Genomic DNA, 3,976 nt, shown 5'->3' on the forward strand with positions numbered 1-3,976 from the left:
GCATAATACAAAGATACAATGACTAAACATTCCCCCCAACTTTTGATACTGATCCTAACATATTTTCCTACCAGAGATACTTTTGGAAATTCTTTTCCTTCAGATAGCATTGATAAAACGTTTTATTTAAAAGGGGGTATTTCAGTCTACGGCGGTTTTAGTGGAACGGAAACTTTCTTTAAGAGATCGGATTTAAAAAGTAATATAACGCTTTTAAGTGGCGAGCTGGGAGTTTTAGGAAATACACATGATAATTGCTATCATGTTGTGATGTTTGCTTCGAATATTGCCAGTGCTATTGGAGTAAAATTAGATGGGTTTTCCATTACCAATTGTTTTGCTGTAGCACTGTCAATAATAGTATAAACGGAAATGTTACTTCGAGATTAGGTCCTGTCATCTATTTTAATTAATGAAAATAATACTATTTCCAATAAGAGGATTTATATGAATTCCGGGTATTCAGGTGGAGGTATCTATACTTCAACTGGTAATAACATCATTTCTAACAATGAGATTTATAATAATAAAGCACTTTATGATGGTGGCGGAATTTAAAGGAACCAATACCATTACCAATAACTATATTCATGATAACACTGCTGCCGGCGATGGGTGGAGGTGTATATGTCGTTTAGGTGAAATAATGTGATCAGTAAAAATAAAGGCGTGATTAGTTAGATTGATACTTACTATTTTGGCGATGGCGGTATTTATACTGAAAAGGGTTCAAATTTCATCGTAAATAATGTGCTTTATGAAAATACTTCAAACTCATGAGAGGAGGTATTCTTCTTTATTACGGCAGCAATAAAGTCATCAACAATATCATATATAAAAATATAGGAACAGGAGGAGGTGGATTTTTTACCTTTCTAGGAAATAATTATGTGAAAAACAATATATTTTGGGGTAATATTGAGGGTACGGATAATCAGCATGGAGCTGATTATAACAATCATAATGACTAGCCGGCTGAAAATTATTTCTATAATAACCTATTTCAGTTACCCCAGGGATTTTATACTTTGGCATAACCAAAATTCTTTATATGGTTATCCTAATAATATATTCCAGAATAATCCCGGTTTTACAGATGGAACCAATGTTTTTGGAGCAGATGGAATTTTAAGAACTTCAGATGATGGATTATCCTTGTTGCCTGGTAGTGTCGCTGTCAATATGGAATGCTAACGGATTCGCCTACAGATGATATAAGAGGAATGCCCCGTATGGATAACTCTGATGCCGGAGCTTATGAATTGATGGGAAGTCTTGGTCTTGCAGAATTACTAATTAATGATTTTTAAAATTTATCCAAATCCAGCTAAAGATGTTTTAAATATAAAAACTGGTGATGAAATTTTGAAAGGCTTTATTTTTTTTAATATTTTTTCAAGTCTGAGCTTTAAAATTTTCGTTTGCATTGCTGACGGTGTTTAAAAGTTCACAAAATAAATTCTATGGCTGGTGATTAAAAACGCTTATATTTGTTTAACCACAATCGTTAAAAAATCTCATTCAACTCACTTTAATCAAAGCCATTAAAATGAAAAAAATCTTTACAATTCTTATTGCTTTTTTTGCAATAAAATCTTACTCTCAATCGGGTTCCCAATCTTATTATAAACGTCTTTTTGATACCAGAGGCCTTGACCAATGGGATGGCAATTCAACAAGTCCGGATCAGCTTGAGTTTGCCTGGGCTGTACCTGCCCATATGGAAGCATTGGTGCTGATGTATGAAAAAACACATGAGAAAAAATATGCTGAAACTTTAATCAAGTGTATCGGAAATACAATTGATAGGAGAGATGATTTGAGGAATCCTACATTGGGATACCCTATAATCTATGATTATCGCCATATTTCTGGGGCTGCCTGGTCTACAAATCATTATAATGCTGCAACGGATACAACTGGATTACCTTATTCTCATTTAGTGCATAGTGCTAATATTACCTATCCTATGGCTAAGTTTGCAGCAATAGTTAAAAAAGACAGTACTATTCAAAACTTAACATATAATTCAACAGGTCGTTATGCAGGTCAAAGCTATATAGCAATTGCAAATGATCTTATCCAAAAAATAAAAGAAACACTTAATTATCATACAGGTCAATGGTTTATAGAACCAGGCTCTAACAATACAATAGGATATTATAAAGAACGCAGCGATAATAATCCGCCAATAGGATTTCCGGGAGTAATTCTACCATTCAATATGCAAAGCTCTGTTGGAAGAGTGCTGGTGCAGATGTACAGGGCAACGAATGAAAACAATTATCTTGTCCAGCTCAATCAAATTGCCAATTTTATAAAAGCAAATACACAACTTAATTCTAGCTTAGGATCTAATGTTTGGACCTATTGGAAGCATGATACTTTACGTGAAGATATTTCTCATGCTGATTTAACAGCCGCTTTTCCTTATGAATGTAATAAGTATGGCATTTCAATTAATGGAAGCCTAATTTATACCACTGCAGATATAAATGCTTATACCAAAACGTTGACAAAAGATATTTATATCTCTCCTTTACATATTAAAAATGGTGTTAATTATAATGGTGAGAATTGGAATATAAAGTATAATACTAATACCTCTGATCCTGCTGTGGCTATCAGATATGGTACTTATACAGCTTATTTATGGCTATATTTATCTCAATATGATGATAAAACTTTATATCAGATCGTTTCTGATTTACAGGCTGCCAAAAATTATTATAGCAATATAACGGTATTTGATTCTTCAATAACATGGGCGCTTTTATCAAATTTTGAACATTTAGTTGTGCCTGTCAATACGGATCATGAATATGGTGAGGATTCTGATTGGAGGGGTGTTGCCAGCGGTAATTTCGATGGAGATAACGATGAAGAATTTGTTGTTATCAGAAATTTTGATGGCTTAATGCAGACTTTAGAACCACATGACAGAGCCTTTCGCCAGGTTACCACAAGTAAAGTATTTGGTGCTTCCAATAACTGGAAAGGATTGGCAGCTGGTGATTTTTTTGGAGATAATAAAAGTGAGATCGTCGCTTTAAATGATCATGCAGATGCTAGTGAAAATGGCCTTTATGTCTTGAAAGTTGAAAACGGTAATATCGTTGAGCATACGAAATATACGGGATGGGGAGCTCAATCAGAATGGGCTGGTGTTGTTGCAGGAAACTTTATTAGTGGAGGAAAAGACGATGTTATCACAGTAAGAAATTTTAATAAAGAGGTTAGGGTATATAAATTTGTTGGTACAGATATACAATCAGTGTATGTCAATACACTTAATCTGGCTGATAGTTCTAAAATTAAAGCAGTAGCATCAGGTGATCTAGATAAAGATGGCAAGGATGAGATCGTGCTGCTTGTTGATGCGGATGATATTAATGCTGTAAATAATGGTATTCATGTTTATCGTGTAAATGATAGTGGTATTCTCACAAAAATTACTGAATTTACAAATTGGGGTTCTGCTTCAGATTGGAAAGGGTTGGCTGTTGGAGATATTGATGCCGATGGTGCTGCTGAAATTATTGCTCACAGAAATTTTGACGGAGATTATAAATTATTTAAACTGAATGGAAATACATTATCAGGTATTACTGCTGAAAAGTTTCCGGTTCTGCAAACTAAAAATAATATAATGTGTTTCGGAAATTTTGATCCAAGTACAAAGAATGAAGAATTGGCTACTCTTAGAAAAGATGGAGGTATTGTAATGTTTTCTTCGGCAAATGTTACAAACAATGTGATTAACATGAATAACAGAACTGTTGATCCTTGTAGAAATGAATTTCCAGATGTCTTGTTCAGCTTTATGAAATCTGCATCTTTTGAAAGAGAAGATATAAAAGAAATATCTGTAAGATAACGAGATGAGAGGATAAAATATAATATTAATAGAAACGGGCTAAAGCCAGTCATGGTCGGAAGAAATTTCCGACCATTTTTTATGTTTTAAAGACTTTTG

General features: G+C 33.7%; 6 protein-coding genes. All 6 read left to right on the forward strand.

What is annotated here, in order from left to right:
* Positions 1 to 18 precede the first annotated feature (18 nt).
* The 6 genes from ACODR7_RS21425 (at position 19) to ACODR7_RS21450 (ending at position 3,877) form a co-directional block, all read left to right on the forward strand.
* Positions 19 to 366 (forward strand): hypothetical protein, encoded by a 348-nt coding sequence (locus ACODR7_RS21425; protein ID WP_488842292.1) that lies wholly within the window; start codon positions 19 to 21, stop codon positions 364 to 366.
* Between the two features lie 410 nt (positions 367 to 776).
* Positions 777 to 971: a hypothetical protein gene (locus ACODR7_RS21430; RefSeq protein WP_488842294.1), complete on the forward strand. Its 195-nt coding sequence runs from the start codon at positions 777 to 779 to the stop codon at positions 969 to 971.
* Entirely contained in the window at positions 964 to 1,194 is a 231-nt protein-coding gene (locus ACODR7_RS21435) for a hypothetical protein (RefSeq protein ID WP_488842295.1), read from the forward strand. Before ACODR7_RS21430 ends, ACODR7_RS21435 begins: the two co-directional genes overlap by 8 nt.
* On the forward strand, positions 1,188 to 1,310 hold the full coding sequence (locus ACODR7_RS21440) for a hypothetical protein (RefSeq protein ID WP_488842297.1): 123 nt from the start codon (positions 1,188 to 1,190) through the stop codon (positions 1,308 to 1,310). Before ACODR7_RS21435 ends, ACODR7_RS21440 begins: the two co-directional genes overlap by 7 nt.
* Positions 1,300 to 1,443: a T9SS type A sorting domain-containing protein gene (locus tag ACODR7_RS21445; RefSeq protein WP_488842299.1), complete on the forward strand. Its 144-nt coding sequence runs from the start codon at positions 1,300 to 1,302 to the stop codon at positions 1,441 to 1,443. Before ACODR7_RS21440 ends, ACODR7_RS21445 begins: the two co-directional genes overlap by 11 nt.
* Positions 1,444 to 1,549: 106 nt before the next feature.
* Positions 1,550 to 3,877, forward strand: a complete 2,328-nt coding sequence (locus ACODR7_RS21450) for an FG-GAP repeat domain-containing protein (RefSeq protein WP_488842301.1) — start codon at positions 1,550 to 1,552, stop codon at positions 3,875 to 3,877.
* Positions 3,878 to 3,976 lie beyond the last annotated feature (99 nt).

It is taken from the genome of Chryseobacterium sp. FG46 (assembly GCF_057809135.1).

What these genes read in the sequence shown, in the direction of transcription:
- ACODR7_RS21425 (WP_488842292.1), top strand. Translation starts at nt 19, where the DNA reads ATGACTAAACATTCCCCCCAACTTTTGATACTGATCCTAACATATTTT.
- ACODR7_RS21430 (WP_488842294.1), top strand. Translation starts at nt 777, where the DNA reads ATGAGAGGAGGTATTCTTCTTTATTACGGCAGCAATAAAGTCATCAAC.
- ACODR7_RS21435 (WP_488842295.1), top strand. Translation starts at nt 964, where the DNA reads ATGACTAGCCGGCTGAAAATTATTTCTATAATAACCTATTTCAGTTAC.
- ACODR7_RS21440 (WP_488842297.1), top strand. Translation starts at nt 1,188, where the DNA reads ATGCTAACGGATTCGCCTACAGATGATATAAGAGGAATGCCCCGTATG.
- ACODR7_RS21445 (WP_488842299.1), top strand. Translation starts at nt 1,300, where the DNA reads ATGATTTTTAAAATTTATCCAAATCCAGCTAAAGATGTTTTAAATATA.
- ACODR7_RS21450 (WP_488842301.1), top strand. Translation starts at nt 1,550, where the DNA reads ATGAAAAAAATCTTTACAATTCTTATTGCTTTTTTTGCAATAAAATCT.